The 26,914-nt window shown below is 62.5% G+C and carries 29 protein-coding genes and 1 tRNA gene; 11 read left to right on the forward strand and 19 right to left on the reverse strand.

Annotated features, from left to right (window positions below):
* The first annotated feature begins 55 nt into the window (after window positions 1–55).
* Window positions 56–253 carry a hypothetical protein gene (locus BLV47_RS36415; protein ID WP_092318686.1) on the forward strand — a complete coding sequence of 66 codons (198 nt, stop codon included), beginning with the start codon at window positions 56–58 and terminating at the stop codon, window positions 251–253.
* On the opposite strand, the gene BLV47_RS24985 is transcribed toward BLV47_RS36415, so the two are convergent.
* Both BLV47_RS24985 and BLV47_RS24990 read right to left on the reverse strand, forming a co-directional pair.
* Entirely contained in the window at window positions 220–1,350 is a 1,131-nt protein-coding gene (locus BLV47_RS24985; RefSeq protein WP_092318688.1) for a lysozyme inhibitor LprI family protein, read from the reverse strand. The two genes, BLV47_RS36415 and BLV47_RS24985, sit on opposite strands and share 34 nt — an antisense overlap.
* Window positions 1,351–1,381: 31 nt before the next feature.
* Window positions 1,382–1,768: a c-type cytochrome gene (locus tag BLV47_RS24990; RefSeq protein WP_092318690.1), complete on the reverse strand. Its 387-nt coding sequence runs from the start codon at window positions 1,766–1,768 to the stop codon at window positions 1,382–1,384.
* Between BLV47_RS24990 and BLV47_RS24995 the strand changes: the two genes are divergently transcribed.
* From BLV47_RS24995 to BLV47_RS25005, 3 genes are all read left to right on the forward strand, one after another.
* Window positions 1,758–1,955 carry a hypothetical protein gene (locus tag BLV47_RS24995; protein WP_092318692.1) on the forward strand — a complete coding sequence of 66 codons (198 nt, stop codon included), beginning with the start codon at window positions 1,758–1,760 and terminating at the stop codon, window positions 1,953–1,955. The two genes, BLV47_RS24990 and BLV47_RS24995, sit on opposite strands and share 11 nt — an antisense overlap.
* A gap of 139 nt (window positions 1,956–2,094) precedes the next feature.
* The gene (locus BLV47_RS25000; RefSeq protein ID WP_092318694.1) at window positions 2,095–2,493 is read left to right on the forward strand and encodes a carboxymuconolactone decarboxylase family protein; all 399 of its coding nucleotides are present in this window, start codon (window positions 2,095–2,097) and stop codon (window positions 2,491–2,493) included.
* Between the two features lie 97 nt (window positions 2,494–2,590).
* Entirely contained in the window at window positions 2,591–2,785 is a 195-nt protein-coding gene (locus tag BLV47_RS25005; RefSeq protein WP_244168953.1) for a hypothetical protein, read from the forward strand.
* A 210-nt stretch (window positions 2,786–2,995) separates the two neighbouring features.
* Here BLV47_RS25005 and BLV47_RS25010 read toward each other — a convergent pair.
* A tRNA-Thr gene (locus tag BLV47_RS25010) sits at window positions 2,996–3,071 on the reverse strand.
* A 382-nt stretch (window positions 3,072–3,453) separates the two neighbouring features.
* Here BLV47_RS25010 and BLV47_RS25015 point away from each other — a divergent pair.
* Window positions 3,454–3,723: a hypothetical protein gene (locus BLV47_RS25015; protein ID WP_092318696.1), complete on the forward strand. Its 270-nt coding sequence runs from the start codon at window positions 3,454–3,456 to the stop codon at window positions 3,721–3,723.
* A gap of 147 nt (window positions 3,724–3,870) precedes the next feature.
* On the opposite strand, the gene BLV47_RS25020 is transcribed toward BLV47_RS25015, so the two are convergent.
* The 3 genes from BLV47_RS25020 to BLV47_RS25030 are packed head-to-tail and all read right to left on the reverse strand — an operon-like array spanning window position 3,871 to window position 7,147.
* Window positions 3,871–5,424, reverse strand: coding sequence for an aldehyde dehydrogenase family protein (locus BLV47_RS25020; RefSeq protein WP_092318698.1), 1,554 nt, complete (start codon window positions 5,422–5,424; stop codon window positions 3,871–3,873).
* Window positions 5,425–5,474: 50 nt separating this feature from the next.
* Window positions 5,475–5,819: a cupin domain-containing protein gene (locus tag BLV47_RS25025; RefSeq protein WP_092318700.1), complete on the reverse strand. Its 345-nt coding sequence runs from the start codon at window positions 5,817–5,819 to the stop codon at window positions 5,475–5,477.
* Complete coding sequence (locus tag BLV47_RS25030; protein ID WP_092318702.1) at window positions 5,816–7,147, reverse strand: nucleotide disphospho-sugar-binding domain-containing protein; 1,332 nt, start codon at window positions 7,145–7,147, stop codon at window positions 5,816–5,818. The genes BLV47_RS25025 and BLV47_RS25030 overlap by 4 nt, the downstream gene beginning before the upstream one ends.
* Before the next feature lie 505 nt (window positions 7,148–7,652).
* On the opposite strand from BLV47_RS25030, the gene BLV47_RS25035 reads away from it, so the two are divergent.
* Complete coding sequence (locus BLV47_RS25035; protein ID WP_092318704.1) at window positions 7,653–8,297, forward strand: amidase; 645 nt, start codon at window positions 7,653–7,655, stop codon at window positions 8,295–8,297.
* A 49-nt stretch (window positions 8,298–8,346) separates the two neighbouring features.
* On the opposite strand, the gene BLV47_RS25040 is transcribed toward BLV47_RS25035, so the two are convergent.
* From BLV47_RS25040 to BLV47_RS25085, 10 genes are all read right to left on the reverse strand, one after another.
* Window positions 8,347–8,568 carry a formate dehydrogenase subunit delta gene (locus tag BLV47_RS25040; RefSeq protein WP_092318706.1) on the reverse strand — a complete coding sequence of 74 codons (222 nt, stop codon included), beginning with the start codon at window positions 8,566–8,568 and terminating at the stop codon, window positions 8,347–8,349.
* Window positions 8,565–11,462 (reverse strand): formate dehydrogenase subunit alpha, encoded by a 2,898-nt coding sequence (fdhF, locus tag BLV47_RS25045; RefSeq protein WP_092318708.1) that lies wholly within the window; start codon window positions 11,460–11,462, stop codon window positions 8,565–8,567. The genes BLV47_RS25040 and fdhF overlap by 4 nt, the downstream gene beginning before the upstream one ends.
* On the reverse strand, window positions 11,459–13,018 hold the full coding sequence (locus tag BLV47_RS25050; protein WP_092318710.1) for a formate dehydrogenase beta subunit: 1,560 nt from the start codon (window positions 13,016–13,018) through the stop codon (window positions 11,459–11,461). Before BLV47_RS25050 ends, fdhF begins: the two co-directional genes overlap by 4 nt.
* Window positions 13,018–13,494, reverse strand: coding sequence for a formate dehydrogenase subunit gamma (locus BLV47_RS25055; protein ID WP_092318712.1), 477 nt, complete (start codon window positions 13,492–13,494; stop codon window positions 13,018–13,020). Before BLV47_RS25055 ends, BLV47_RS25050 begins: the two co-directional genes overlap by 1 nt.
* 744 nt (window positions 13,495–14,238) lie before the next feature.
* Window positions 14,239–15,870, reverse strand: coding sequence for a BBE domain-containing protein (locus BLV47_RS25060; protein ID WP_092318714.1), 1,632 nt, complete (start codon window positions 15,868–15,870; stop codon window positions 14,239–14,241).
* Window positions 15,871–16,062: 192 nt separating this feature from the next.
* Entirely contained in the window at window positions 16,063–17,274 is a 1,212-nt protein-coding gene (locus tag BLV47_RS25065) for a methyltransferase (protein WP_092318716.1), read from the reverse strand.
* Between the two features lie 50 nt (window positions 17,275–17,324).
* Window positions 17,325–18,014, reverse strand: a complete 690-nt coding sequence (locus BLV47_RS25070; protein WP_060837084.1) for an ABC transporter permease — start codon at window positions 18,012–18,014, stop codon at window positions 17,325–17,327.
* Window positions 18,014–18,706, reverse strand: coding sequence for an ABC transporter permease (locus BLV47_RS25075; protein ID WP_092318718.1), 693 nt, complete (start codon window positions 18,704–18,706; stop codon window positions 18,014–18,016). Before BLV47_RS25075 ends, BLV47_RS25070 begins: the two co-directional genes overlap by 1 nt.
* 65 nt (window positions 18,707–18,771) lie before the next feature.
* Complete coding sequence (locus BLV47_RS25080) at window positions 18,772–19,524, reverse strand: ABC transporter substrate-binding protein (RefSeq protein WP_025128410.1); 753 nt, start codon at window positions 19,522–19,524, stop codon at window positions 18,772–18,774.
* 13 nt (window positions 19,525–19,537) lie between these two features.
* On the reverse strand, window positions 19,538–20,311 hold the full coding sequence (locus BLV47_RS25085) for an ABC transporter ATP-binding protein (RefSeq protein ID WP_092318720.1): 774 nt from the start codon (window positions 20,309–20,311) through the stop codon (window positions 19,538–19,540).
* Window positions 20,312–20,876: 565 nt separating this feature from the next.
* Between BLV47_RS25085 and gabP the strand changes: the two genes are divergently transcribed.
* Both gabP and BLV47_RS25095 read left to right on the forward strand, forming a co-directional pair.
* Window positions 20,877–22,268 carry a GABA permease gene (gene gabP / locus BLV47_RS25090; RefSeq protein WP_092318722.1) on the forward strand — a complete coding sequence of 464 codons (1,392 nt, stop codon included), beginning with the start codon at window positions 20,877–20,879 and terminating at the stop codon, window positions 22,266–22,268.
* A gap of 386 nt (window positions 22,269–22,654) precedes the next feature.
* A complete protein-coding gene (locus BLV47_RS25095; RefSeq protein WP_092318725.1) occupies window positions 22,655–22,975 on the forward strand; it encodes a hypothetical protein in 321 nt (106 codons plus the stop codon).
* A gap of 82 nt (window positions 22,976–23,057) precedes the next feature.
* On the opposite strand, the gene BLV47_RS25100 is transcribed toward BLV47_RS25095, so the two are convergent.
* The 3 genes from BLV47_RS25100 to BLV47_RS25110 all read right to left on the reverse strand — a co-directional run bounded on the left by BLV47_RS25100 (window position 23,058) and on the right by BLV47_RS25110 (window position 24,940).
* The gene (locus BLV47_RS25100) at window positions 23,058–23,468 is read right to left on the reverse strand and encodes a hypothetical protein (RefSeq protein ID WP_092318727.1); all 411 of its coding nucleotides are present in this window, start codon (window positions 23,466–23,468) and stop codon (window positions 23,058–23,060) included.
* Window positions 23,469–23,593: 125 nt separating this feature from the next.
* A complete protein-coding gene (locus BLV47_RS25105) occupies window positions 23,594–24,562 on the reverse strand; it encodes an alpha/beta hydrolase family protein (protein ID WP_092318729.1) in 969 nt (322 codons plus the stop codon).
* Window positions 24,563–24,610: 48 nt separating this feature from the next.
* Window positions 24,611–24,940: a hypothetical protein gene (locus BLV47_RS25110; RefSeq protein ID WP_092318731.1), complete on the reverse strand. Its 330-nt coding sequence runs from the start codon at window positions 24,938–24,940 to the stop codon at window positions 24,611–24,613.
* Window positions 24,941–25,062: 122 nt separating this feature from the next.
* On the opposite strand from BLV47_RS25110, the gene BLV47_RS25115 reads away from it, so the two are divergent.
* The 3 genes from BLV47_RS25115 (at window position 25,063) to BLV47_RS25125 (ending at window position 26,786) form a co-directional block, all read left to right on the forward strand.
* On the forward strand, window positions 25,063–25,383 hold the full coding sequence (locus BLV47_RS25115; RefSeq protein WP_092318733.1) for an isochorismate lyase: 321 nt from the start codon (window positions 25,063–25,065) through the stop codon (window positions 25,381–25,383).
* Window positions 25,384–25,487: 104 nt separating this feature from the next.
* Entirely contained in the window at window positions 25,488–26,069 is a 582-nt protein-coding gene (locus BLV47_RS25120) for a hypothetical protein (protein ID WP_092318735.1), read from the forward strand.
* 258 nt (window positions 26,070–26,327) lie between these two features.
* Window positions 26,328–26,786, forward strand: a complete 459-nt coding sequence (locus BLV47_RS25125; protein WP_092318737.1) for a hypothetical protein — start codon at window positions 26,328–26,330, stop codon at window positions 26,784–26,786.
* Window positions 26,787–26,914 lie beyond the last annotated feature (128 nt).

Below are 26,914 nucleotides of genomic sequence, written 5' to 3' on the forward strand. Positions count from 1 at the left end.
AGCACCGGTCACGTATTAGCGAAACGCTCGGTCACGTTCACCGAAATCCGCACGCTTGCTGGGCTACTACAACGAAGCCCGGTCGCTGAAGTCGGTGGGTAACCTGCTGTTCTGGGGGGTTATTGCCGAGGGTGAGCCCCATGAAGTGGCTGCAGCGCTCAAACCTCTGTCAGAAAGGCTCGTCGCATGGCGAGCCTTTTTGTTCAATAACCTTGCCCGTCAGTCATCCGGATTGATCGCCAACTTCAGCTGATCGCCTTCCAGGTACACCACCGCCTCACGGCCATGGATATCCACGGGACGGGCTGAAATCGCCTCATGCTCCGGGACGATCTTGGACAGCACCTTGTACTGCACGTCGACCCGCCAGATACAGGCCCGCGGCCCCTCGTTATCGAAGTACATCACCGGGCGGGTTTCGCTCCAGGTGGGATTGACGATGCTCCAGCCGGCTTCGACTTCATTGTGCTCGGTGACGTTCTCGGAGTAGGTGTTGTTGCTCTGCCGGTCGTAGTCCAGGGACAGGCTGTAGTTCTCCTGATTGAGATCCTGGCCGACCCGCGCCCGGGCATGGCGCAGGGTGTTGGAGGGCGACTGGAACACCTGCTGGCTGGCTTCGGGCGCACTGCGCGAGCCCAGGCGATAGCGCATGCTGTGCTGCAACTCGCCGCCGCTGCGCTGGCGGAAATAGAACATCCCGTCGACGATGCCGGCGAAGCGCTGCCCCTGATCGTTGGCCCCCGGAGTGGCCCAGCCGACAAAGCCGATATCCCGGGCAATGGGGTACAGGCCGGGCTGGTCATCAGCGTATTCGTAGAGGGTGCCGACATAGCCTTCCAGCCCTCTCTGGTACTGACCGACGAACAGCACCACATGCAGCACGCCATCCAGCACCTGGGCGTCGACGATCTGCTGATCGCCCTGGGGCGGGGCGGCGGTGAACTTGGCCAGGGTGAAGCGCTGCCAGTCATCAGGGTCCTGCAGGCGGTACTGACGGGTGGGATCCATTGGCAGCAAGTCGCCCTTGGCGGGTGCCGGAGGGATCGGCAACAGCGTGAGCATTTTCACCTGGGCCCGATAGGCCGACTCCAGGCAGTCGCTGTCGATGCAGGTGTCGCGCACTTCCCGCAGCCACTGGGTTTGCAACAAGCGAAACACCTGCAGGTGCTTGAGCGTCTTGTAGCGGCGGTTCAACTCATCGTCCTGGGCGGACAGGGTCGGCGTGGCGCAGACGGTTTTTTCCACCAGGGTCGAGGCCTTGGCGCAGTCGAAACCGGCGGCCTGCACCTGGGACATGCACGCAGCCAGGGCCAGGCCCGTAACGACAAGCGACGGCAGAGGAAACTTCATCAAAACATCCTTGTAGGCAAGCGAGCGCAGATCAGGGGGCGGGGAAGGTTTGCAGATAGGCCAGCAGATTATCGATTTTTTCCTCATCGCTCAGCCCCCAGAAAATCATCCGCGTGCCGGGCACCACGGCCTTGGGATCTTCCAGGTACTGGATGAGCTTGTCCCGGGTCCAGACAATGCCCGATGACTTCATGGCGGTTGAATATTGATAGTCTGCGGCGCTGCCGGCCGGTCGATCGATGATGCCGTTGAGCTGCGGCCCGAATGAGCTGCGCACTGAAGGGCCGATGTTATGGCAGCCGCTGCACAGGCGCTTGAACAGCTTGGCACCGGCCTCGGCATCGCCGGCCATGGTCGGCGCGCTGAACAGCAGGGAGTGGAGTAACAGGGTCAGGATCGATACGGCGATGGGCTTCATGTTCTGTCTGCATGCAGCGGAAATCGGCGGCTATTTGATCATGAAGAGCCTCTGTTCGGGAGAACGTGCGGCAATTTTCTGTGACGCCGCTGCAGGCACCCGAAACAACAGGCGCCTCGTGTTTCTGCCGACCGGCTTGAGAACCTTGGGTGCTGAGGGGGCGCTCATCGCAGCAGAAAAAATCTAAATCCATCCTCTTGTTTTTACGAGGTTTAAACCTGCACCGCAGGTTCAGTCCTGCTGCCGGCGCTCGTGTCACCGGCGGAGTACTAGACTGTATCTGTACCTCTGAAGCACAGATCGTTGCAGAGGCAAGGAGGTGTCAAGTGGATGTTCGTGATACCTATCGGGAAATTGAGCAGGCCCTGGGCCAGGTACCTGAGTGGATCAAGCAGATGCCGGAAGGCGGGGCGAATGGATTCTGGGGAATGGCACGGGATTTTTGGCTGGCTGAGACAAAAATTCCTAATAAATATAAAGAGTTGATAGGTCTGGCAGTGTCCGGGGCGACTCGCTGCAAGTACTGCGCCCTGTTCCATACGGAAGCTGCGCGGCTGTTTGGCGCCAGCGATGAAGAAATATCCGAAGCCAGCTTCATGGGGGCATTGACCATGATGGGCAGCACTTTCATTAATGCCCAGCAAATTGACTATGAGCAGTTCCAGCAGGAAACGTTGAGTATCGTCCGGTATGTCAAAGACCACTCACAAGCCAAGGCCGCCTAGGCCGCTGCAGGAACCCGCCCTGCGTCAGCTGGTAAAGGATCAGTTGCTTGTCACCACCGGCGATGGTCCGAGGACCACCGCTCGGTGGCAAGCGGCTGTGCTGCGAGCCATCGGCGAACTGATGCAGGACGGCGAAAGCGCCCGCGAAGAAAACCAGGACCTGCGCATCCCCTTCGCCAAAGCCCTGCATGACCTCTATGGAGGCCGCAAGTCCGATGCCGAGTTGACGGAAATGGTCTTGCTGATGCTGGAAGTGGAAACCGTCCCCCTGCTTGGCAAAGGCGGGCAGTGACCGTTCCTGGCGCTGTATGGTGGCAGGTGTTGTCGGTAAGGGGGCCGTTGTGCGAGTCATAAGGGTACTTTCCAATATCGAATTGGTAGGTACCCTTATTAGCGCTGGCTACCCTCGGAATCCAACGGAACGCCAAAACGAAAAAACCCGCCAGAAGGCGGGTTTTTCGGGGGTTCCAGAGATTTTGAAAGCCTTCTCTGGAACCTTGTATGGTGCCGGCACCAGGAATCGAACCCGGGACCTACTGATTACAAGTCAGTTGCTCTACCAACTGAGCTATACCGGCGTGTCAGGGCGACGATTATAGCGATTGGCGGGGTTCTGTAAACCCCTGAAATCTGACTATTTTTATCTGGGCACCGGGTTTTCGTCCGTGAGCCAAAAAAACGGGGTAGGTCGCTGCTCAAGGAACGTCAGGGCCGGGTGGGGCGCGGAGGTATCTCTCGGGCTTTGATCGTGGAGGTGGCGGTAGGTTTATCGCGTTGTGCTGTTGTTGCTTGCCAATTATTAATTGGAATATGCCCAGTCTCTCAAGTTCTTGTAAAACATGACCGTATATCCCGACAGGTTGAATTAAAAAATAACTGGTCTAGGTTTGATTGGAGCCCCGTTGTAGCAGGCGGCTAACTTGTCGGCCTATATGGCCTGTGCAAAAAATGGAGAGAGTCATGTCGAAGGAAGCTATCAAGCACCATCATCTAACGGCGATCCAGCATCATGAGGCAGCGAAAAAGCACGAGGAGGCGGCGATTCACCATAAACACCTGGCTGAGCGCCACCAGTCGGCAGTTCAGGCCCATGAAAACTCGAGGGATGGTGTTGTTTCGAAACTCAAGGGCGACTGGCGCAAGCATTTGGACGAGTCCAAGAAAAAAGTTGAGTCTGCGTATAAAACCTCGGCGCGGGCACACAAGAAAACCAGGGAAGTTGCCAAGTAACAACCCTGCTTGAAACTTGAAGCTGATGAGTTGTCTATTTTAAAGACAACTTTCTGATCAAGTCTGAAACAGATTGGCTATCTGTGGCGTATCCCCCCTCAAGTCATCGTGAAGTGTATGGGCATGATTATATGAGGGGGGATATCTTTAATTAACGTTGCTGTGGCTGCTTATAAAATCCGTGTTTTCCGGCTCGCCCTGGGCGTTGTGAAACACGCTATCGGGATAGGGGTACCACCAGCTCTGAATACGTGGCTTGTGGTCGATGATGACCATCTTCGAACGGCGAAACGCGTCCAGTCCCTGGCGGCCCAGTTCGCTGCCGATCCCTGACATTTTCCAGCCGCTCAATGGCAGGGCGTCGTTGTCCACCAGGGGGTTGTTGATCCATACCATCCCCGCTTCAAGGCGCTCGGCCGCCTCCATCGATTCGGTCAGGTTGGTGGAAAACAGTGAGGCTCCCAGGCCGAATGGCGAGTCGTTGGCGCGGCGGATGGCCTCGTCGAAATCGGCGACGCGACACACCGCCGCCACTGGCCCGAAGCATTCTTCCTGGAGAATCGCCATGTCACCGGTGACGCCACTGAGGATGGTCGGCTCGTAGAACCAGCCGACCGGGCGATCCTGTGGGATGCGTCCGCCGCAAAGCACTCGGGCGCCTTTGGACACGGCGTCTTCCACCAGGCGTATGACTTTGTCCCGTGCTGCTTCGCTGACCAGCGGTCCGATCTCGGAGCGCTCCAGGCCGTGGCCAATGCGCAGTTGGCGGGTCTGCTCGACGAAGCGGGTGACAAATGCCTCATAGATGTCATCGACCACGTACAGGCGTTCGGCCGAGGTGCAGATCTGCCCGCTCAGGTGAAAGGCGGCGGTCACTGCGCCTGCTACCGCGACGTCCAACGGTGCGTGTTTGGAGATGATCATCGGATCGCTGCCACCGGCCTCGATCACGCAAGGCTTCATCAGGTCGGCACAGGTCACGGCCACGGCGTGGGCAGCGGCGATACCGCCGGTAAAGGCCACCGCGTGGGTGCCGGATGATTGCACCAGCAATTGGGCCGTGAGGGCGTCTCCCGGTACGCAACACACCAGGCCCGGCAGCAGATTGGTGAAGTGACTGAGAAATTTCAGGGTGCAGAGGGTGGCGCTTTCCGCCGGCTTGATGATGCAGGCGTTGCCCGCTGCCAGGGAGGCCGCGACGGTCCAGCACATCAGCAGAATGGGGTAGTTGAAGGGCATGATGTGCACGCTGACCCCGTAGGGTTCATAGCGCACATGCTGGAATGAGCCGGTTTGCGTGGTGCCTGCCACTTTGCCGGCCTCGTCCCTTGCCATCTCCGCGTAGTAGCGGAAAACCGATGCACAGTTGGCCAGTTCGCCCATGGCTTCCGGAAAGGGTTTACCGGTTTCCAGGGTCATCAGCCGTGCCACTTCACGGTTGAGTCCGATCGCTTTCTCTATGCTTTCGGCCAGTTCGTGCAGGCGTGCGGCCCGGCTTCGGGCATCCACTCTGGCCCACTGCTGTTGCGCCGTATTGGCGGCATTCACGGCTGCTTGCACATCAGCCTTTTCGCCGAGGCTCATGCGCCCGACCCGTTCCAGGGTCGCCGGGTCGAAGATTTCTCGGAGCCTGCCGCTAGCAGGCGTCAGGTAGTGGGGATTGATAAAGTACAAAGCGCTTTCACAGGTAAAACGGGTCATTGTTCTGTCCTTGAAACCCAGCGTGAATGAAGAGCCCTCAGTAGCGGCTTTCAGCGAATCATGTAGACCTTCTTGACTGTCTGGTGGACGGTGCAGGTGCCTTTCCAGCCCTGGCCAAAGAAAGCGCTGCTGCCCGGTCGGATCTCGATCACTTCCCCAGACTCATGGACATAGGTGCAACGCCCTTCAAGAAAGTGACAGAACTCATCCCGGGTCACGTGGCACCTCCACTTGCCGGGAGTGCAGCGCCACAGGCCGCATTCCGACTGGCCTTGCGCGCCCTTGTGCAACAGCACGCCGGCAACCCGTGACTGGCCTTCCAGCATCTCTGGTATCTCGCCCCAATCCTGCAGGTCGGTGATCTGCAGCGGGTCCTGTAGCAGTGGTGTATTCATCGGTCACGCTCCTTGTGTTGCACGCCCTTTTGAGCGTTGGGCCGGGTCTTGCGCTTGAGAAGGTTGTCGAGCAGGTGTGCCGCTTCTTCGGTGCCCTGGCGCGATTGCATCTGGGCGCTGGTGCGTTGCAGGCGTTGGCGCAGCAGGCTGTCGTTGAGGCAGGCGTGCAGGGCTTCGGCCAGCTGTGCCTCGGTCCATTGGTAGCGATCGAGCCTAAAGCCATGGCCGGTTTCCTGGGCCCGCATGGCGTTGTCATGGCCGTCCCAGACATAGGGCATGACGATAGCCGGCTTACCGAAGTACAGGCACTCGGTGAAGCTGTTGTTGCCACCGTGGTGGATGACCACGTCCACTTGGGCGATCACCGAAGGCTGTGGCAGCCAGTCGGCAATCTGCACGTTGTCCGGCAATGCCGGGTACTGGTCCAGGTGCTCGCCGACATTGACCAGGGCTCGGTAGGGCAGTTTGCCGAGGGCGTTTATCAGGCGCTTGAGCAAGGGGATGTCACTGCTGCCCAGGCTGCCGAAGCTCACGTACAGCAACGGCTGGTGGCGTTGTGCCGGGAACTCGGGAATTGCATAGGGGCTGTCCTGGCGCACGCTGCCTTGCAGGTAGTGGAAGCGTTCGGCAGGCAGGGGATGGCGTCGCTTGAACCTGACGGCATCGGGATAGAGCAGCAGGTTCATGAATGGCGAAGGTTCACAGAAGGTGCCCAGGGGGTAGGGCTGCTCGCCGTGGGCCTGGAGGAAAAGGTTGAAGTCCTCGTGGATCGGGCGGATCACCTCCTCGAAACGCGCTCGGAAACGCTGGTGCCCGGCTTTGTCCTGAACACTCATCCCGGACAGGTGCGGCGGGATGTCCGGGTCGCCGATTTCGTTTTCCGAGCAGGAGATGATGCGCACCCAGGGCGCCTGGTATTGCTTGATCGCGGGAAACATGACGACGTTGTCCACGCAGACCAGATCGGGCTGGAGCCGCTGCAGAACGCCCGGCAGCTCCTTCTGTGCCCATTTCGCAGTATCGACGATCGCCGCCCAGCATTCCTTCACATAGGTATCGATCTGCTCCAGGGGCGTCTTGCGAAAGTTTGGCAGGTGGCCGTTGATGAAATCGACCCAGTACCGGGCCATGTCCTCGGCCGGCATCGGTGCGGACATGTTCACCGGGTGTTCCTCAAAGCCAAACCGGGCATACACGCCTTGCATGCCGGGGTCCGTGAGAAATACGGCCTTGTGCCCGAGTGCCTCGCAGGCCTGGGCAATGCCGACAGAGTTCAAGGCCGGCCCATAGGCGGCCTCAGGAAAAAAGGCGATGACTTTTTGTGACATGGATAGAGGCTCCCGCCCGGGCTTCAGCCGGGCTCGCTAGTCCATTAGGGGTTTCCTATCGCGCACAACAGCGCTCTCCAGAGCGAAGCGTTCCAGGTGTGTAAACGAAGATCGGTAAGACGCAGGAACGAACACGCGTGAGGTGTTCGGCACGGGGCGCTTAATAGGGCGGGACGAGCGTGGGCAGCGATCTGTTGATGCCGCGCCGGCACACTGGGCGCAGCAGGCGTCGAGTGCTGATTGGCTGGGGAAGGTAAGCCGGTTGCAGGGGACGCATCGAAACCCGCGGAGGGGGCTGGTTGTGGTGCAGGGGATTGGGCTTGTTCACTGGGTTTACCTGAGTGTTTGCTGGCTGACTCAAAGGCACGGCCTTGGAAGCTAGTGCCGACTCAGGCGACTGTCAAACCGCGGCTGCCTGAGACAGATGTTCCAGTGAAGACCGCCACCACTCGGCCGATAGCCTGCTCAGCCGCTCATGCCGCTTCGAATAAAGGAAAGATCAGTCATGCAACTCAGAAATATCGCCTCGCTGGCGCTGTTGTCGTTACTTGGAGCCTGCAGCGTCAAACCGGTGCTGCCTTACTCGGAACCGCCCCTGAATGTGCCCACCGCGCAGTTGCGGGTGATCACCAATGGCGAAGTGCGTGGAGAGGCTTATGCCGGTTGCCTGGGGGACAGCAAGCGCCTGGCCAAGGCCGGGCGTTTTGGCAGTAATCAGCAAGCCAATGTCAATTACCCGCAGTTCCCGTTGCAGCCACGGCAGATCGACATGCTGCCGCGTTTTGCGCCGAAACTGCCGGCCTATATCGGCTCGATCCGCATGGGCGAGGGCGCCTACCACGAGATCGTCACCGAGTATCGGGTGCCGGCGGGGCGGCCTTTTTTGCTGGAAGGAGGTGGGGTGTCGGCCGCTGGATCCGGCAGCAGCTATCGCACCTGTCCCGAGGTGAAGAAGGTGGTGGTGTTCGAGCCGGGCAAGAGTTACGAAGCCTACGTTGGCCTGAACTACATTCCCCAGGCCAGTGGCGAAGCCGAAGCGATGTGTGTCTTTGCGGTGTACCAGCTGTTGCCGCTTGGCAAGCCGGGAGCGGTGATGCCGCTGGCGCTCCAGACCAAGCCACCAGCGGACAGAACGTGCCCGGGTAACTGAGCCGTTGCGGGGTTCCCCGGCCTGTTGCAACAGGCCGGGGCGTGCCGGTTCAGGCCTCCCAGCCGCTGTCGCTCAGCGCTTGTTGCACCAGTGGGTGCAGTTCGGCGCCTTGCTGCTCGGTCTGCCAGGCCAGCAGTTCCTTGCGCATGGCCGGGGTCCAGAACAATTGCATGTGGTTGCGCACGCTGAGCGCCGCCTGCACCTGGTCTGGCTCGTTGGCAAAGTAGGCGGCGATCTGGTTGGCCATCTTGATCAGGTTGGCGGTGCTCATCGGCGCACCTCCGCCTTGCCGCCCCGGGAGCGCCGGCGTTCATCCAGCAGGCGATGCTGCTCGTCGCTGAAGGCCTGGTAGCGCTTCTGCCATTCGGAAGGGTGGTAGACGCGGCTGACTTCCACCGCCGTGACCTTGTATTCCGGACAGTTGGTGGCCCAGTCGGAGTTGTCGGTGGTGATCACGTTGGCCCCCGATTCGGGGAAGTGGAAGGTGGTGTAGACCACCCCTGGCGCCACCCGCTCGGTCACCCGGGCGCGCAGCACGGTCTGCCCGGCGCGGCTGCCGATGCCCACCCAGTCGCCTTCGTTGATGCCCCGGCTCTCGGCGTCGGTGGGGTGGATTTCCAGACGGTCCTCGGCGTGCCAGGCGACGTTGTCGGTGCGCCGGGTCTGGGCGCCGACGTTGTACTGGCTGAGGATCCGGCCGGTGGTCAGCAACAGCGGGTAGCGGCCGTTGACCTTCTCATCGGTGGGCACGTAGCCGGTGAGCATGAAGCGCCCCTTGCCACGCACGAACTCGTCGATGTGCATGGTCGGCGTGCCGTCTGGCGCGGCGTCGTTGCACGGCCATTGCAGGCTGCCGTGACGGTCCAGGCTGGCGTAGCTGACGCCGGTGAAGGTCGGGGTCAGGCGGGCGATCTCATCCATGATTTCCGAAGGATGGTTGTAGTGCATCGGGTAGCCCAGGGCCGCCGCCAGGGCCAGGGTGCCTTCCCAGTCGGCCTTGCCGCCCAGGGGCGCCATGACCTTGCGCACCCGCGAGATACGCCGCTCGGCGTTGGTGAAGGTGCCGTCCTTTTCCAGGAACGAGCTGCCCGGCAGGAACACGTGGGCGAACTTGGCGGTTTCGTTGAGGAAGATGTCCTGCACCACCACGCATTCCATGGCCGACAGCGCCGCGGTCACGTGCTGGGTGTTGGGGTCGCTCTGGGCGATGTCCTCGCCCTGGCAGTACAGGCCCTTGAAGCTGCCGCCCAGGGCCGCTTCGAACATGTTGGGAATGCGCAGCCCGGGGTCGGCTTGCAGGGTGACGTTCCAGGCCTGCTCGAACTCCTGGCGCACCGCCTGGTTGGAGATGTGCCGATAGCCCGGCAGCTCGTGGGGGAAGGAGCCCATGTCGCAGGAACCCTGGACGTTGTTCTGCCCCCGCAGTGGGTTCACCCCCACCCCTTCGCGACCGATGTTGCCGGTGGCCATCGCCAGGTTGGCGATGCCCATCACCGAGGTACTGCCCTGGCTGTGTTCGGTCACTCCCAGGCCGTAGTAGATCGCTGCGTTGCCGCCGGTGGCGTACAGGCGCGCGGCGGCGCGGATATCGTCGGCGGGAACGCCGCAGATGGCGCCGAGCACTTCTGGCGAGTTGTCGGCGCGGCTGACGAAGGCGCTCCATTGGGCGAAGGCTTCAGGCTCGCAGCGGGCGTCGACGAAGTCCTGGTTGACCAGGCCTTCGGTGACGATCACGTGGGCCAGGGCATTGAGCATGGCCACGTTGGTGCCGGGGCGCAGGGCCAGGTGCAGTTCGGCGCGGGCGTGCACCGAGTCCACCAGATCGATGCGCCGTGGGTCGATGACGATCAGCTTGGCCCCTTCACGCAGGCGCCGCTTGAGCTGGGAGCCGAACACCGGGTGGGCATCGCTGGGGTTGGCGCCCATCACCAGGATCACGTCGGCCTGCATCACTGAGTCGAAGCTCTGGGTGCCGGCGGATTCCCCCAGGGTCTGCTTGAGGCCATAGCCGGTGGGCGAGTGGCAGACCCGGGCGCAGGTGTCGACGTTGTTGTTGCCGAAGGCCGCCCGTACCAGCTTCTGCACCAGATAGGTTTCTTCGTTGGTGCAGCGGCTGGAGGTGATGCCGCCGATGGAGTCGCGGCCGTACTTGAGCTGGATGCGTCGCAGCTCGCTGGCGGCGTAGGTCACCGCTTCATCCCAGCTGACTTCCTGCCACGGGTCGCTGATGTGCTTGCGGATCATCGGCTTGGTGATGCGGTCCGGGTGGGTGGCGTAGCCCCAGGCGAAGCGGCCCTTGACGCAGGAATGGCCGTGGTTGGCCTGGCCGTTCTTGTCCGGGACCATGCGCACCAGTTGCTCGCCCTTCATCTCGGCGCGGAACGAACAGCCGACCCCGCAGTAGGCGCAGGTAGTGATCACCGCCCGCTCCGGCTGGCCCATTTCCACCACGCTTTTTTCCATCAGGGTCGCGGTGGGGCAGGCCTGCACACAGGCACCACAGGACACGCATTCAGAGTCGAGGAAGTTGTCGCCACCGGCCGCCGCGACCCGAGACTCGAAGCCGCGGCCGCTGATGGTCAGGGCGAAGGTGCCCTGGGTTTCCTCGCAGGCGCGCACGCAGCGGTTGCAGACGATGCACTTGCTCGGGTCGTAGTCGAAGTAGGGGTTGGAGGTGTCTTTCTGATCGTCCAGGTGGTTGGCGCCGTCATAGCCGTAGCGCACTTCCCGCAGGCCCACCTGGCCGGCCACGGTCTGCAGTTCGCAGTTGCCGTTGGCCGAGCAGGTCAGGCAATCCAGCGGGTGATCGGAGATGTACAGCTCCATCACGTTGCGCCGCAGGGTCGCCAGTTTCGGCGTTTGCGTGTGCACCACCATGCCTTCGCTGACCGGGGTAGTGCAGGAGGCCGGGTAGCCGCGCATGCCGTCGATCTCCACCAGGCACATGCGGCACGAGCCGAAGGCTTCCAGGCTGTCGGTGGCGCAGAGTTTGGGGATGGTGGTTCCCATCAGCGCGGCGGCGCGCATCACCGAAGTGCCCTGGGGCACGCTGATGCTGCGCCCGTCAATGCTCAGGCTGACCTGCACCTGGCTGTCGCGGGCCGGAGTGCCGAAGTCCACGGCATTGAGGTCGATGTCTGTGGCTGGGTCGAAAATACTGATCATTGCTCGGCCTCCGAGGGCGCCAGACCGAAGTCGGCGGGGAAGTGCTTCAGGGCGCTGGCCACCGGGTAGGAGGTCATCCCGCCCAGGGCGCACAGCGAGCCGTATTGCAGGGTGTCGCACAGGTCCTTGAGGATGATCGCCTGCTCATCGCGACGGCCTTGATCGGGCGCCGCCAGCAGGCGGTCGATGACCTCCACGCCGCGGGTCGAGCCGATGCGGCACGGGGTGCATTTGCCGCAGGATTCCTCGGCGCAGAATTGCAGGGCGAAGCGCGCCATGTGGGCCATGTCCAGGCTGTCGTCGGCCACCACCACGCCTCCGTGGCCGAGCATCGCGCCCATGGCGGCGAAGGCCTCGTAATCCAGCGGCGTATCGAACTGCGCCGGCGGCACCCATGCACCGAGCGGGCCACCCACTTGTGCGGCCTTCAGCGGCCGGCCGCTGGCGGTGCCGCCGCCGTAGCCTTCCACCAGTTCGCGCAGGGTCAGGCCGAAGGCCCGTTCCACCAAGCCGCCATGCCGCACGTTACCCGCCAGCTGGAAGGGCATGGTGCCCAGGGAGCGGCCCATGCCGTAGTCGCGATAGAAGGCCGCGCCCTTTTCCAGAATCAGCGGCACCGAGGCCAGGGTCAGCACGTTGTGCACCAGGGTCGGCTGGCCGAACAGGCCTTGCAACGCCGGGATCGGCGGCTTGGCGCGGACGATGCCGCGCTTGCCCTCCAGGGAGTCCAGCAGGGCGGTTTCCTCGCCGCAGATATAGGCCCCGGCGCCGACCCGTACTTCAAGGTCGAAGGCCTGGCCACTGCCGCCGACATTGGCCCCCAGGTAACCGGCATCCCGGGCGATATCCAGGGCCTCGCGCAAGGTTGCCACCGCCTGTGGATATTCCGAACGCACGTAGATGTAGCCATGGCTGGCGCCGACCGCGAGGCCGGCAATGGCCATGCCCTCGATCAGCAGGAACGGGTCGCCTTCCATCAGCATGCGGTCGGCGAAGGTGCCGGAGTCGCCTTCGTCGGCATTGCACACCACGTACTTCTGCTGCTGCGGGGTGTCGCGCACGGTGCGCCATTTGATTCCGGCGGGGAACGCCGCGCCGCCACGGCCACGCAGGCCGGAGTCGAGCACCGCGGCCACGGTCTGCTCACCGCCCAGGGCGATGGCGCGGCTCAGGCCCTCGAAACCGCCGTGGGCCCGATAGTCGGCCAGGGACAGTGGCCGGGTGATGCCGGCGCGGGCGAACAGCAAACGTTGCTGGCTTTTCAGGTAGGGCAGGTCTTCCACCCGGCCCAGGGCCAGGGGATGGCTGGCGGCGCTGTCTTGCAAGGCGTCCAGCAGCGAGGGCACATCGGCGACGCTGACCGGACCAAAGCCCAGGCGGCCGTCCGGGGTGTCGACTTCCAAAAGCGGCTCCAGCCAGTACAGGCCACGAGAACTGGTGCGTTGCAGTTGCAGCGGCAGTTGGCGCTGCTCGGCCTGGGCAGCGATGGCTTCGGCCACCGCGTCGGCGCCCACGGCCCGGGCCAGGGAATCACAGGACAGATAGAGGCTTGGCATTACGCGTCCTCCCGGCAGCTTTCCAGCAGGGCGTCCAGGCGTTCGGCGCTGACCCGCGCATGCAGTTGCCCGTCCAGCTCCAGGGCTGGCGAACAGGCACAGGCCCCCAGGCAATACACCGGACGCAAGCTGATGGAACCGTCGGCGCTGCTGCCGTGGTCATCCAGTTGCAGGCGCTGGCGCAGTTGCGCCGCTAGTTGCTCGGAGCCGCGGCTCTGGCAGGACTCGGCACGGCACAGGCGCAGGATGTGCCGCGCCGGCGGCGCGGTACGGAAATCATGGTAGAAGCTGATCACCCCGCGCACTTCCGCCTGGCTCTGATTGAGCGCGTGGGCGATCTCGGGGATGGCCAGATCGGGGATGTAGCCGAGCTCTTCCTGGATCTGGTGGAGCAGGGGCAACAGCGCACCCGGGACGCCTTTGTGGCGCTCCAGCAGGGTGTGGATCAACGGCAGATGCAGCGTTTCATCAGGCATACAGCAATTCCTCACGGTCACGGACACACCTGATGGTTGTCGGCTGTCCGAAAGTGTCGGCTGCGGCACTGTTTGCCACGTCACGGTAGCGCGGCGTTTCAGGCCGTTGGCCATGCACCCTGAATGGGCATCTTGTTGGACCCGGCGCGGTCGTTGCCGCACCTGTTCAGGGCATAAAGGGCAGCTTGACACGCTGCCTCTGATTGAACCGCACGAAAACGACGTGTCCGGTTCCGAATGCGACCACCCAATGAGTCTAGAAGAGCCCGGGCAAGCGGGTGGAGCGAGCTGCGCACTATCGGATAAAACGCGGGGAGGGGGGCATGACTTCGGTCAGTTTGAAGGCGATTAGTCACGAGTGCGAAGGAGGGCGGTTGCGGGCGGACGCTCCCGCCACCGCCCCCTGGGCGCGGGCCGTTATACCCGTTCGCTCAAGTGTTTATGCACAACGGATGGGCTGCCGGGGCGAGAAACCGCCGGATTTGTGCAGTCGTTCTCATCTTTTTGCAACTGGCTGTTTTTTCGGGATTTTATTGTGTGAACAAAAAATGACCAGTTGCGGATTGCGCTTGCGCGTCCTGCAATCCCGGGCCTTCTCAAGATTCCATCAACAGACTTATCCACAGGTTGCGACGCCCTGTCGCAGAGGCGTGCAGCCTGCTCGTCAAGCTGATGGCGCGGGCCGCCGGAAGGCTTGATCGAGCACGCTGTGGTCATGCCGGTGTGGTGTGTCGAGGCCGGAACCTACTCGGTCCTTGTGGGCGGAATGGACAGTTCATGACGAAACAGGTTGTGCGGGTCAATGGCGGCTTTGAGGTTGGAGAGCCTGGTGATGAGCTCGCTATTCCAGCCGTAGTACAGGTTCAGCCAGTTGGGGTCTAGCGCGCCGGTGTCGGTGTACTTCATGTCGACATCGGGGTAGTTGATGTAGCAGCCATCGTAGGCGGGTCTTTGCGGCTTGCCGCCATGCACGGCAGTGAAGATGTTGCGGATCCAGGCCAACTGCACCGCGTCATCGGCGGCATGAGTCCAATAGGTCTGGTATTGGGCTTTGAGCAGCGAGCTGCGTTGAGGAACAGCGGTGGTGCCCATGCCCTTCTTGTTGATGGCCCCGCCGTAGGAGTCGATCTGCACCAGCGACTGGCTGAAGCGTTTGTCTGGCGTGGCTTCGGTCAAGTGCGTCAGCAATGCGTTGCAGGCCTGCTCGGAGAACTGTTCGACCTGATAGTCGGACTTGTATTTGCCCCGCTGGTTGTTGCCCGAGCCGTTGATCATTTGCGTGACGTACAGCCAGTCCATCGCCGTGTGTTGAGCCGCAGCCCCTTTGAACTTCCTGCCCGCATGCGGGTGCCTGAGCGGGGCAATGTTGGGCGCGATGAAACCGTCATGCAGGGTCGGCGTCAGGCCCGCCGCGGCGTTCATCTTGTTGATGAAGTCGTTGAGCGGTATGTCGTTGGCGCCGCCGACCCGGCCATTGGGGCCGGTGTACTGGATTGCCAGCACCACGTGGTCGGAGGTATCCACGTGGTTGAGTTTCAACAGGGTGAACAAGCCGCCGTTGCCAATGCCCTCCACCGTGCTGGTTGCAGCGGCGTCGTTATCGGCGAACCACTGCCAATAAGTTCGCAGGAAGTTCGAGAAGTTGGGAATCAGCTCTTTCCACGGGTAGGCCAGGGGAATCCAATAGGCTTTTTGCGGGGCTTGGGGCAGTTGGTCGAAGTAGTAGCCGATGATGATGCCGAAGTTGCCACCGCCGGCTCCGCAACAGGCGGTGAACAATGCCTTGTCGTTGTCTGATGGGCTGTCCGCGCGAACATGCCGGAACTCCAGTTGCCGCGAGTTTTCCACAGGCACAAGAATGTCGACGCCGGTGACCCAGTCCACGGTCAAGCCCTGCAGGCGCGATAACAACCCATAACCGCCGCCGCTGATATGCCCGCCCACGCCGACCGAATAACACGAGCCGCCCGGAATGGTGCGCCCGGCCTGCTTGTACAGCGACAGGTAGCCGTCCCAGTTCTGGTTGCCGGTCAAGGTCATGAATCGGTACTTGTTGTTCCGGCTGTCCCAGGGAGAAGTGATGGAGGGGCTCTCGTCGTATTTCAGGCCTTTCATTTCCCCCAGGTCGATAATCGCCAGGCTTTCTGTCTCGCCGCTCAACTTGTTGGATACAAAGCCCTCGTAGCAGTGGCCGCCACTGCGCACCGTGATGCGATAGCCCTCACGCAGTGCGCTATTGGCTGCCGCCAGGACTTCATCGGGGGTTGTACAGACATAAATCCGCTGTGCGCCCTGTTCGACACTGGGCGGCCAGCGCAGGTTGAAGCCCTTTTGCAGGGTTTCATAAGTGTGTGCCTGGTGGTCTATGACGTTCATGGAAAACTCCCTGTAAGTGATGGTGAACCTGGCGACTTCCTGTCGAAAAATGACCGCCCTGTTGCGCCGGATCGGTTGCCCGAGTGTTGCTTGTGGCCGGCACGCCTAGAGACTAGTAGCAGTCACGAACTTGGTTTTTCTTTCGTGGGGGTGAGCGCAACCGGCAAGGGGTGGGGCAGGCCCAACGGCGGGTTATCGGCGTTCTGCCAGCAACAGCAGATTGCGCGGGGTCAAGGCGGCCTCGCAGAAGGTTCCCAGGCGCACGGCATAGCCCTGCTCTTGCAGGAACAGCGCCCGGTCCAGCACCAGCCATAACTCCAGCGGGCGGCGGAACAGGCCGCGCAGCAGTTCCAGGTTGCGCACCTGGGCCAGGCGCTGCCAGCCGGCGGCTTCAAGGGCGGACCAGTCCTGGCAATCGACTGTGGATAAGTCCTTGAGGGCGGCGAGGTGGCGGCAGTAGTCGGCGAACGGCTCGTCCAGCCACTGGCTGGGCAGAGAGGGCGTGGGCAGGTATTGGTCGATGCCCCGCACTTGCCGTTGCAGCAAGTCGAAGGCCAGGCGTCGGGCCATGGAGGCGTCGCGCTGGCGCCGCACCCGGGCGCCGGCGGTGACGGTTTCGCTCATGGGCAGGGCCAGGTCTTCCAGGGACAGTTGCAGGCGCGAAGCCTGGGCCGCTGTGGATAAGCCCTGGTAGTGGCTGGCGCGGGTGCGGTTGTAGCAGCAGGGGGCAATGGCCAACTGTGGACAACCCTGCTGGCTGGCCAGCTGGATCAGGCGCACATGCAGATCGCCGCAGGCATGCAGGGCCACCGGGGTGCATTGCAGGTTCAGGTGCGAGGCGGCGTCTGCCGCCAGCACATCCTGCTGTACATGGCGGGCGGGCAGGCCGTGGTGTCGGCTCAGTTGCTCGCCGCTGGCCACCAGCGCCGGGTCGTATTCCAGGCAGGTCAGTTGCTGCCCGGCTTGCAGCAGGCGCCGGCCGAGGTGGCCCTTGCCGGAGCACCAGTCGAGCCAGTGAGTGGGTGTGCGGTGGAATTGCAGGCTGGCGGTGAAGGCTTCGATCTGTTGCCATTTGCGCCCGGGCACATCGACATTGAGGCGAGGATGCAGAGCCGCTTCTGTCCTGGCGGGTAGTTCAGCCACGGTGCCGAGTATCCGGGAGCGCTCCGCCAGCTGGGCAAAAGGAGCCGGCGCCTGCAGTTGCTCTGGTTGGTTGTGGGCCGCTTCGGCGTCCTCAAGGGAGCGCTGGCGCAGCCACTGGGCCAGTTCGGGATGGGCGGTTTCCCAGGGCAGTTGCAGGTGGGTGAAGGGGCGCGGGCGCCAGAGCGCCTGGTGTTCAAGCAGGAAGCCGTCCAGGGCCTGGAAACGATCGAGCAGCGCGGGGCCTTGGAGGATCGAGGGCATGGGCGGCGAGTCCGGGGCAGGCCCGCTCCCTGGCGGGAGCGGGGGGAAGATCAGCGTCCCTGGCAGGCGTCGACTCGCAGCCAGCGTTCCAGTTGGCGGAAGGCCTGGACCAGGATGAACGACATCAGCAGGTAGAACACCCCGGCGGTGAAGAACATGTCCACCGTCAGGTAGTTGCGGGCAATGATGGTGCGCGCCATGCCGGTCAGTTCCAGCAGGGTCACGGTGCTGGCCAGGGAGCTGGCCTTGAGCATCAGGATCACTTCGTTGCTGTAGGCCGGCAGGCCGATGCGCGCCGCCCGCGGCAGGATGATGTAGAACAGCGCCTTGGGCCGGGACATGCCCAGGGCCCGTGCGGCTTCGATCTCACCGGGGGGAATGGCCTGGATCGCGCCGCGCAGGATCTCGGCGATGTAGGCCGCGGTGTGCAGGGTCATGGTGGCGGTAGCGCACCAGAACGGGTCGCGCAGGTAGGGCCACATGAAGCTCTCGCGCACCGCATCGAACTGCGCCAGGCCGTAATACACCAGGAACAGCTGCACCAGCAGCGGCGTGCCGCGAAAGAAGAAGATGTAGGCGTAAGGCAGGGCGCGCACGTACCAGAGCTTGGACGAGCGGGCGATGCCCAGCGGGATGGCCAGCAGCAGGCCGAGAATCACCGCGATGCCTACCAGTTCCAGGGTCAGCGTGGCGCCCTGGATGAACTTCGGCAGCCATTTGTAGATGACTTCCCATTCCATTACGTCGTCCTCACAAAGCCGCGGGCGGCGCGTTTTTCCAGGAAGTGCATGCCGATCATGGACAGCACGGTCAGGCCCAGGTACATGACGGCCGCAACCATGTAGAAGGTGAACGGGTGCCGGGCGAAGGTCACGGCGTTCTGCGCCTGGCGCATGATTTCTTCAAGGCCGATCACCGACACCAGGGCGGTGTCCTTCATCAGGATCATGAACAGGTTGCCCAGGCCCGGCAGGGCGATGCGCCACATCTGCGGCAGGATCAGGCGGCTGAAAATCCGCCATCTGGAAAGGCCCAGCGCGACGCCGGCTTCGCGGTGGCCCTTGGGAATGGCCAGGATCGCGCCACGAAACACTTCCGTGGCATAGGCACCGAAGCACAGGCCGAGGGCGATCACCCCGGCAACGAACGGGCTGAGGGCCAGGTCGGGGTTGCCGAATTGCTCCCCCAGCGCGTTCATCATGTTCACCGTGCCCAGGTAGATCAGCAGCACCCACAGCAGTTCCGGGACGCCGCGCACGATGGTCGAATAGGTTTCGCCAAGCCAGCGCAGTGGCTTGTACGGGGAAGTCTTGGCCAAGGCGCCGAGCAGGCCGAGCACCAGTCCCAGGCATAACGCCGAGAGGGCCAGCTTGACGGTCATCAGCGCGCCGGCGGCGAGCACCGGGCCGAATCCGAAGAGATCGATATTCATGGGGTCTGGATGGCTTTGCTAAGGACCGGCGCCCAGGGGGCGGGCACCGGTCAGGCAAGTCAGTATCAATAGATGCTGAACGGGAAGTACTTGTCGTTGATCTTCTTGTAGGTGCCGTCGGCCACGATTTCCTTCAGGGCGGCGTTCAGCTTCTCGCGCAGAGGATCTTTCTTGCGCACGGCAATCCCGATCTTGTCGCTTTCTACCATCGGCTCGCCCTTGAACTCATAAGGCTTGCCGGCGTCGCTCTTGAGCCACTCGTAGTTGACGTACTTGTCGGCCAGGATCGCGTCCAGGCGGCCGGAGGTCAGGTCCAGGTAGGCGTTTTCCTGGGTGTCGTAGAGCTTGATGGTGATGTCGTCGCCCAGGTTGTCTTCCAGCCAGGTGCCGGCCAGGGTCGCCCGTTGCGCGCCGATGATCTTGCCCTTGAGCGAGGCCTTGTCGGTCTTGAACTCGGTCTTGGCCTTGGGCGCGATGAACTGCAGCTTGTTGGAGTAGTACGGGTCGGTGAAGTCCACCGCCTGCTTGCGCTCGTCGGTGATCGACAGCGAAGAGATCAGGAAGTCGAATTTCTTCGCGTTCAGGGCCGGGATGATGCCGTCCCAGTCGGAGGTGACCACGGTGCATTCGACCTTCATCTTGGCGCACAGGGCGTCGCCGATGTCCTTGTCGAAGCCGACCACCTGGCCGCTGGCATCCTTGTTGTTGAACGGTGGGTAGGCGGCCTCGATCCCCATTTTCAGGGTCTCGGCGGCAGCGCTGGCGCTGAATGCCAGAGTGACGGCAGCGGCCAGGAGGATTTTCTTATAGCTCTGCATGCGTGTAGCTCCGTTAGCGGTTGCTGGACATGAATTGTTTGCAGCGTGCCGAAAGCGGGTTCTCGAAGACCTGCTGTGGCGATCCCTGCTCCTCGATCAGGCCCTGGTGAAGGAACACCACTTCACTGGAAACCTGGCGGGCAAAGCTCATTTCATGGGTGACCAGCAGCATGGTACGGCCTTCTTCGGCCAGGGCGCGGATCACGTTGAGGACTTCCTGGACCATTTCCGGGTCCAGGGCCGAGGTCGGTTCGTCGAACAGGATGACCTTGGGCTGCATCGCCAGGGTGCGGGCGATGGCGGCGCGTTGCTGCTGGCCGCCGGACAGCTGGGCCGGGTAGGCGTGGCGCTTGTCGGCGATACCGACCTTGGCCAGCAGCGCCTCGGCCACTTCAGTGGCCTCGGCCTTGCTCTGGCCCAGCACCCGACGCGGCGCCTCGATGATGTTGTCGAGCACGCTCATGTGGGGCCAGAGATTGAAATTCTGGAACACGAAGCCGATTTCGCTGCGCAGGCGGTTGATCTGCTTGCCGTCGGCGGCCACCAGCTCGCCGTTTTTCGCGGCCTTGAGCTTGAGCTCTTCGCCGGCCACCAGGATCTGCCCCTGGTGCGGGTTTTCCAGCAGGTTGATGCAACGCAGGAAAGTGGATTTGCCGGAGCCGGAGGAACCCAGGATCGATATCACGTCACCGTCGCGTGCGGTCAGCGAAATACCCTTGAGTACCTCCTGAGAGCCGTAGCGTTTGTGCAAGTTGCGGATTTCAAGCGCGGGCGTGGCCTCAGCCATGTGCGGTCCTCATAGAGTTCATTGTGCTCCTGCTGTTGGCGGCCTTCCTGGCGAGGCGCCAAGCTAGCATAGGGTTCCAAGCGCAGCCAACAGCGCTACCGGAGGTAAACAGACGGCGTGTGGCAGGTTGTCGCATCAGCACAGAAGACTGTCGCCCCATCAACAACCGAACGCCCGTTTGAACCCGGAATCCGCCTGGAATCCGGTAGGTGTCGCGTAAAAAAAGGCGCGATGGTGCCAGCTTTGGCCGGGTGTTGGAAGGGTTAACGGGCCAAAGGTCATGGATCTGCCCTCTAATTGTGCATCGAGCACTTTCGGGGTGTGTTTCTGGTGCGCGGTTTCGTCCTACAAAGTGAGTCGGCCAGTAACGAAATGGCGAAATGCCATTGAACTCAATGACTTGAGATTCCCGCCGGTCGGTTCGCCAAGCCTTGTTCCCCGGGACTCTGTAACATTTTGGCGCAAATCTTGCGTGCGAAATAAAGAACGCCCCGTTGAATTCTTTTTACGAGAACGAATGCCGACCGGGTGGAGTGACTCTTTTTTCGTTGCAAAGGTGCTTTTCATGAGCGGTACGCAACTCTCCAATGACCTCGAACAGGGGCTCAAACCACGGCATGTGACCATGCTGTCGATTGCCGGCGTGATCGGCGCGGGTCTCTTCGTCGGCTCCGGCCACGCCATCGCCGAAGCCGGCCCGGCCGTTCTCCTGGCCTATGCCGCTGCCGGCACCCTGGTGGTGCTGGTCATGCGCATGCTGGCGGAAATGGCCGTCGCCTCGCCGGACACCGGATCGTTTTCGACCTACGCCGATCGGGCCATCGGCCACTGGGCCGGCTTCACCATCGGCTGGCTGTACTGGTGGTTCTGGGTGTTGGTGATCCCGCTGGAGGCCAACGCCGCCGCGACCATCCTGCATGCCTGGTTCCCCAACGTGGCGATCTGGGTCTTCACCCTGGTGATCACCCTGCTGTTGACCGCCACCAACCTGTTCAGCGTGAAGAACTATGGCGAGTTCGAGTTCTGGTTCGCCCTGATCAAGGTAGTGGCCATCATCGGTTTCGTGATCCTTGGCCTGGCGGCCATTTGCGGCTTGCTGCCCAATAGTCAGGTCAGCGGTGTCTCGCACCTGGTGGACACCCAGGGCTTCATGCCCAATGGCCTGGGCGCGGTGTTGGCGGCCATGCTGACCACCATGTTCTCCTTCATGGGCACCGAGATCGTCACCATCGCCGCGGCGGAATCCCACAACCCGGGCAAGCAGATCTCCAAGGCCACCAACTCGGTGATCTGGCGGATCGGCCTGTTCTACCTGGTGTCGATCTTCATCGTCGTGGCCCTGGTGCCGTGGAACGACCCGAGCCTGGCCCAGGTCGGTTCCTACCAGACCGTGCTTGACCGCATGGGCATCCCCAACGCCAAGCTGATCGTCGATCTGGTGGTACTGGTGGCGGTGACCAGCTGCCTGAACTCGGCGCTCTACACCGCCTCGCGCATGCTGTTCTCCCTGGGCAAGCGTGGCGACGCCCCGGCCGCGGCCAAGCGCACCAACGCCAGCGGCACGCCTTACTGGGCGGTGATCCTGTCCACCGCGGCGGCCTTCCTGGCAGTGTTCGCCAACTATGTGGCTCCGGCAGCGGTGTTCGAGTTCCTGCTGGCCAGTTCCGGTGCCATCGCCTTGCTGGTGTATCTGGTGATTGCCGTGTCGCAACTGCGCATGCGCCAGAAGCGCGTGGCCGCTGGCGAGAAGATCGCCTTCCGCATGTGGCTGTTCCCGGGCCTGACCTACGCGGTGATCGTGTTCATCGTGGCGATCCTGGGCATCATGCTGTTCCAGGAAGAGCACCGGGTGGAGATCCTCGCCACCGGCCTGCTGAGCATCCTGGTGATTGCCGCCGGCCTGCTGGTGGCCCGTCGGCGCCAGATCGAGGGTAAGGCGGCCCTGGTACTGAACTGACGGTTTGACGCTTTGCCATACAAAAAGGCCGCCGTCAGCATTGACCGCGGCCTTTTTTATCGGATTTGTGAATTGTTACCTGGCGTTTCGTGGACAGCCCGCTGGTGAAATAGTAGCCTGCGCGCTCTTCGATAAGAGCTCTTGCGTGCCTGCGTGAGAGGAGCTATGGAATAGCGCTGTCATGTCAGGGATTGAACGCTTGTCGGAACTCCGAATCCGTCTTCCGCTTCCCACCCCCCTGATCCATCCGCGCCGACCCATGCTCCTGATTGTCCGCACTTGCCTACGGCATGGCTGACGGTCCCGGCTCGAAGAATGAGCATTCAGGGTCCAATGGCGATCGCCCGGTCGTTGGTTCCTCAAAATGGGGCGGCAAGGAGACGCGCATGGCGTTCACTAAAATCATCTTCAAAAACCCGAACACCGGAGCCATCAAGGAAGCGCCAGTTGGTTTCTCCTGGACCGTGTTCTTCTTCGGTTTCATCCCGGCCCTGTTCCGCGCTGACTGGAAATGGGCGGCCATCATGTTCCTGCTGTCGATGTTCACTTTCGGCCTGAGCAACCTGGTGTTCATGTTCATGTACAACAAGCTGTACGTGCGCGACCTGATCGGCGCAGGCTTCAAGGCCCAGTCCATCGCCAGCGGCGACCTGAACTTCGCCAGCTCGCGCATCGGCATGGAAATCCCTCGGCTGGAAGCGGCCTGAGTCTCGGCCCGGCTTTTTCAGCGTGAAACAAAAAGGGCGCATTCATTGCTGAATGCGCCCTTTTTTCATGCCCGCGCGCGGCTCAGCCCTGGTTGCTGAACAGCGCCTGGGACGCGGCCATGTAGTCGTTGCGGAAGGCTTCGGACTCGATCCACTCCAGCGCTGCCGCCTCGTCGGCCTCGGTGGACCAGTTGCGGTACTCGATCAGCGCCGCAAGGATGAAGTCCGTGGCGCCTTCGTCGCCCTCCTGCTCATACACCAGCTCCAGCAACGGGTCCGAGAGGAACACCGTGCACATGGCCTGCAGGCTGGTTTTCTCGGCGTCGCGCATTTTCACGAACAGCTCGGTCAGGTCCACCGACTCGAAGTCGATGCGGCTGTCGTTGGGGTCCAGTTCCAGCTCCGAGGTGGGAGCGGTGCGCTTGGCGCGGTTTTGCTTGGCCTTGGTTTTCGCCCGCTGGGCCCTTTTGTGTTGCTTGTTCGCAGATGCCATGGGCGCCTTACCTTGATGCTGGGAGGTGTATCGCGTGGGTCGCCGGCCAGCGGCGACCTTTTCAGGCGGCCAAGGATGCCAGCAAATCGAGGCTGGAGCACCTGCCGCCGGGCAAGCGGGGCGGCTCAGGCGCGCGGTACTACCCGTCCCGGGCAGCTGGTGTCGAGTTCGCCGTGGCGCAGCCAGCCCAGGATGATGGGCCAGAGCCGGGTGTCGAAACGGCTATGGAAAAAGGCGAAATGCCCGACCTCGGTTTCGCCGATATCCTGCGGGGCGATGCGCAAGTGGGTGCGCGGACTGTTACTGAAGTAAGCCAGCAGGCGCTCGATGGCCGCCACCGTGCCGAAGGGGTCGTCGCTGAGGCTGATGGCGAGTACGGCGGCGCTGACCCGGGCGAAGGGCTGGCCATTGCGCTTTGCGGCGAGCCTGCGGCCGCTGGGTCGACCTTCATAGCGTGGGTGCGGGGTGGCCCAGTCGCGGACCACGCCGGCGGGTGTGTCCTCCATCCAGCCCAGGCGCTTGCCGGGGAAGTAGCCATACAGGCGGGTCAGCAGGGGCATCAGCACGTGCCATTTGCCCAGCATGCGCCAGCGCAGCCCGGGCGCGTAGTCGCGCCAGTAGGCGAACTGCGCGCCCATGGTCGCCACGCGGCGGATCGCCCCGGCGGAGGCTGCCAGGCCCACGGCGCAGCCGCCGAAGCTGTGGCCCACCACATCGATCGGCTGCCCGGGAAATTCGCGCCGGGCCCGTTGCAGCATGGCTTCGAAATCCAGCGCGCCCCAATCCGACCAGGACGCCTTGAGCCCCTTGAGCGAGGCCGGACGCGACTCGCCGATGCCGCGATAGTCATAGGTCATCACATCGAAGCCATTGGCGAACAGGTAGTCGGCGAAGCGCAAGTAGTAGCGGCAGCGCACCGAGGTGGCGGCGTTGATGATCACCACCGGCCTGCTCGGATCGGCTTGCGGGTGACGCCAGGCAAAACCGCCAAGCACAAAGCCATCCGCCGCTGGTTCGCTGAAGGTTTCGCTGGGGCCTGGGCGGGCAGCGGCGAGGCGGGTGGCAGGCAGGTCGGGAGGAGACAGCAGGGACATGGGCGCTTGTTCCTGGGCGGCTGCACCGTGCCGGATTGGCATCCGGCATCAGCGATGTTTTTTTTGTGCGCCCATTAATACCCGGCCGATCCACAGCGCGGCAACGGCCAGTGCACCCAGCAACAGGGTGCCGGCGCCTTGCCAGAGCAGCTCGAAATAGAACTGGGTGGGCTGTTGTACCAGGCTGTAGGCGAGTTTCGGTCCGGCGCGGTTACGGGTGACGATCAGGCCGTCCAATACCGCGCTGACCAGCGTCCAGCCCAACAGGGTCGTTGCTGCCAGCAGCACGCCGCCGAACAGCAGGAATATCCAGGCGCCCCTGCCGGTCTTTGCGGGCGCGGGGTGGGGCAGGCGTACCCGGGTTCTTTTCTGGTTCACGCGAGCAGGTCCTTGGCAGTCGAATGGGCGCGAGCTCGCAACTTTACTCCGATGCGCTGCCATGGGAATAATCCGGACCCGGTCGAAGCCGGGTATCCCTGGACGTCGATGGAGCCTTGAGCATGGAAGTGAAGCAACAGATGAGCCCGGAACAATGCCAGGGCATGGAAGATATCCGCCGGGAAATCGACACCCTGGATCGGGCGGTCATTGTCCTGCTGGGCGCGCGTTTCAAGTACGTGCTGGCGGCGTCGAAGTTCAAGACCTCGGCGGCCACCGTGCGCGCCGAGGAGCGCTTCAAGGCGATGCTCGCCACCCGCCGCCAATGGGCCGAGGCCGAAGGGCTGAGCGCGGATGCCATCGAGAAGCTGTACAGCGATTTGGTGCAGCATTTCATTGCCGAGGAGATGAAGCATTGGCAGGCGGCGCAGGCGCCCGCTTGAGTTTGTAGGCCGGCGTTCGGCGTTGATCGGATTGGGCTGTGCTCCTGATCTGGGGCGGCGTGGGTATGCTGGCGACCTTTTTCGATCGATCAGGAACCGCAACCATGCAATTTCGCTCATGGACAGGGCTGGCGCTGGCAGCGCTATTGGCAGCGACCGGGCAGGTACAGGCGAGCGAGCCTTCCTCGGTGTATCTGCGTTGCAGCATGACCCCCGAGCAGTACGCCAAGGCCATGGCTGCGCCGCCACGCCCGGCGATCTCCTACAGCGATTGGCAGAAGTGGTTCGACAGCAAGGACATGTACGGCTCGGCCCGGGTCGATGCCGAGTGGTTGCAGGACTCCGGTGCGAAGAGCCTGCAGGAAGTGGCGCAGATGTGGACGGGAGCGGGCGGCACTTCTCGCTATGACCCACAGACCGGCCGCTGGCAGTTCGCCCTGCTGGAGTTCACCGACAACTATGGCGAGATGATCCAGCTGCTGGCGCCGCTGCGCAGCGTCGCCCCTTACTGCCAGCCCGATTCCGACAGTTTCCTGCTGATCTATTCCTACATCTGGGGCGATGGCGATAACGCCTACCTGACCCTCGACAAGCAGCGCAGCCGATTTGCCGATAAGCCCACCAAGGCCCAGCGTGCCGAGGCCGATGCGGCGCTCAAGGTGTTGATGGACGCCAGTTCGCAGTGACGAAGTGACTGGGCGGGCAAGGTATCCGAGTTGGCGAGCCTAGATTCCTTTGGTTAAAGGCTTCACGCCGAATCGATCTAAACCGCTCTCTGTCGCGGCATACACTGAAAACAGGAGCTGCAAGCGCAAGGCCGCTTGCCTGAGAGAGGCTGGTCATTCAGAGACAGTAGGGGAGACCCAGTCACCGCCATCCTGGGGCTGAAGATATGGCGGTGATGTTCTGTTCACCGGTTCGAGACGAACCCGGGAGTGGTCATCATGAAATCCTTTCCTGTGAGTGTCATATCCGGCGTTGTGGCGGTGTTGTTGTCAGTGACGCCACTTGGCCTGCAGTCCGCCAGCATCAGCAGCGAGCCGATCGATCCGGCCGGCGTGCAGTTGGAGCCGCAACAGCAGAATGGCATCACCTATCTTTGCGGCGGTATCGGCCTGGACGAGTCGCGGGCTATCCAGCTGGTCAAGGGTTACAACCTGCACATGATCTTTTCCGTGGGACCGCAAAACCAATACACCTCGGATATCGATGTGGCGATTCAGAACCTGCAAGGGCGGTCGGTGCTGAACCTGAACCAGGTGGGCCCGTTCGTCTATGTGCAGTTGCCGGCCGGAAAATACCAGGTCGTCACCACTCGCAACGGGCATGCGCAACACAGCATGGTCGATACGCGAATGGCTGCCACGCGTGACCTCAACCTTCACTGGAGTGACGCCTACTGAGTGAAGGCAGGGGTGTTGCCCGGCGTTGAGCGGGGACAATGCCCAATTCCAGGCCTGAAAGACCCTGGATCGAATGATCCAGGGTTTTTTCTATTGGCGGGCAGAAAAGGGGGGGCATGCGCTGGTCC

It is taken from the genome of Pseudomonas saponiphila, assembly GCF_900105185.1.
Lineage (GTDB): Bacteria > Pseudomonadota > Gammaproteobacteria > Pseudomonadales > Pseudomonadaceae > Aquipseudomonas > Aquipseudomonas saponiphila.

Coding starts and splice junctions, on each gene's coding strand:
- BLV47_RS24985 (WP_092318688.1), bottom strand. CDS start 1,350: ATGAAGTTTCCTCTGCCGTCGCTTGTCGTTACGGGCCTGGCCCTGGCT.
- BLV47_RS24995 (WP_092318692.1), top strand. CDS start 1,758: ATGGGCTTCATGTTCTGTCTGCATGCAGCGGAAATCGGCGGCTATTTG.
- BLV47_RS24990 (WP_092318690.1), bottom strand. CDS start 1,768: ATGAAGCCCATCGCCGTATCGATCCTGACCCTGTTACTCCACTCCCTG.
- BLV47_RS25015 (WP_092318696.1), top strand. CDS start 3,454: ATGTCGAAGGAAGCTATCAAGCACCATCATCTAACGGCGATCCAGCAT.
- BLV47_RS25020 (WP_092318698.1), bottom strand. CDS start 5,424: ATGACCCGTTTTACCTGTGAAAGCGCTTTGTACTTTATCAATCCCCAC.
- BLV47_RS25025 (WP_092318700.1), bottom strand. CDS start 5,819: ATGAATACACCACTGCTACAGGACCCGCTGCAGATCACCGACCTGCAG.
- BLV47_RS25030 (WP_092318702.1), bottom strand. CDS start 7,147: ATGTCACAAAAAGTCATCGCCTTTTTTCCTGAGGCCGCCTATGGGCCG.
- BLV47_RS25035 (WP_092318704.1), top strand. CDS start 7,653: ATGCAACTCAGAAATATCGCCTCGCTGGCGCTGTTGTCGTTACTTGGA.
- BLV47_RS25040 (WP_092318706.1), bottom strand. CDS start 8,568: ATGAGCACCGCCAACCTGATCAAGATGGCCAACCAGATCGCCGCCTAC.
- fdhF (WP_092318708.1), bottom strand. CDS start 11,462: ATGATCAGTATTTTCGACCCAGCCACAGACATCGACCTCAATGCCGTG.
- BLV47_RS25050 (WP_092318710.1), bottom strand. CDS start 13,018: ATGCCAAGCCTCTATCTGTCCTGTGATTCCCTGGCCCGGGCCGTGGGC.
- BLV47_RS25055 (WP_092318712.1), bottom strand. CDS start 13,494: ATGCCTGATGAAACGCTGCATCTGCCGTTGATCCACACCCTGCTGGAG.
- BLV47_RS25060 (WP_092318714.1), bottom strand. CDS start 15,870: ATGAACGTCATAGACCACCAGGCACACACTTATGAAACCCTGCAAAAG.
- BLV47_RS25065 (WP_092318716.1), bottom strand. CDS start 17,274: ATGCCCTCGATCCTCCAAGGCCCCGCGCTGCTCGATCGTTTCCAGGCC.
- BLV47_RS25070 (WP_060837084.1), bottom strand. CDS start 18,014: ATGGAATGGGAAGTCATCTACAAATGGCTGCCGAAGTTCATCCAGGGC.
- BLV47_RS25075 (WP_092318718.1), bottom strand. CDS start 18,706: ATGAATATCGATCTCTTCGGATTCGGCCCGGTGCTCGCCGCCGGCGCG.
- BLV47_RS25080 (WP_025128410.1), bottom strand. CDS start 19,524: ATGCAGAGCTATAAGAAAATCCTCCTGGCCGCTGCCGTCACTCTGGCA.
- BLV47_RS25085 (WP_092318720.1), bottom strand. CDS start 20,311: ATGGCTGAGGCCACGCCCGCGCTTGAAATCCGCAACTTGCACAAACGC.
- gabP (WP_092318722.1), top strand. CDS start 20,877: ATGAGCGGTACGCAACTCTCCAATGACCTCGAACAGGGGCTCAAACCA.
- BLV47_RS25095 (WP_092318725.1), top strand. CDS start 22,655: ATGGCGTTCACTAAAATCATCTTCAAAAACCCGAACACCGGAGCCATC.
- BLV47_RS25100 (WP_092318727.1), bottom strand. CDS start 23,468: ATGGCATCTGCGAACAAGCAACACAAAAGGGCCCAGCGGGCGAAAACC.
- BLV47_RS25105 (WP_092318729.1), bottom strand. CDS start 24,562: ATGTCCCTGCTGTCTCCTCCCGACCTGCCTGCCACCCGCCTCGCCGCT.
- BLV47_RS25115 (WP_092318733.1), top strand. CDS start 25,063: ATGGAAGTGAAGCAACAGATGAGCCCGGAACAATGCCAGGGCATGGAA.
- BLV47_RS25120 (WP_092318735.1), top strand. CDS start 25,488: ATGCAATTTCGCTCATGGACAGGGCTGGCGCTGGCAGCGCTATTGGCA.
- BLV47_RS25125 (WP_092318737.1), top strand. CDS start 26,328: ATGAAATCCTTTCCTGTGAGTGTCATATCCGGCGTTGTGGCGGTGTTG.